This is a genomic window from Vibrio sp. 1288, from assembly GCF_033344475.1.
In genome coordinates, this window is the sequence record NZ_JAWPOX010000992.1 from 1 (window position 1) to 547 (window position 547).

General features: G+C 44.8%; 2 pseudogenes. Both read right to left on the minus strand.

Annotated features, from left to right (window positions below):
* A pseudogene (locus tag R8O11_RS30525) lies at positions 1-320 on the minus strand (D-serine dehydratase); the annotation flags it as partial.
* Between the two features lie 105 nt (positions 321-425).
* Positions 426-547, minus strand: a pseudogene (locus R8O11_RS30530) (3-phosphoserine/phosphohydroxythreonine transaminase); the annotation flags it as partial.

Below are 547 nucleotides of genomic sequence, written 5' to 3' on the forward strand. Positions count from 1 at the left end.
AGCTTGAGCATAAGGCGGCCGAATATTGGGACGTTGTACTGAGTTTCCAAAGCCGCTTTCATCTTTGAAATGTCCACTACAGGCGACTCAATGAGACCAGAAGCGGCTTTGGTTTCAGGAAAAGCTTTCATAAGATAAGGAGCAAAGCGCTTGAGCCTTGCACTCGCGACATGAATATCTTCTGCGTTCAATCCGACGTGTGGCAAACCTTCTTCAAGCGAGGTCACGTTGGGATTAAACCAGCAAACTTCATCTAGGTTGATCAGTTGCTCTACAAGTGGGAATTGTTTTTTAAGTACTTCCACATTCAGCTTGTTCATATCCTCTATCCTGCAATTCGTTCTTTAGAATCTTCCATTCAATTGGTTACGCACATAAACAAAAGCGCCGCAATTGCGACGCTTTTAACTCATTCAATTTGTGTTCTATCCGTAGTTTTGCTCGAACTCTTTCATGAAGTCGACCAACGCTTGCACACCTTCTAGCGGCATTGCATTGTAAATCGATGCGCGCATACCACCCACCACACGGTGACCTTTTAGCGCTT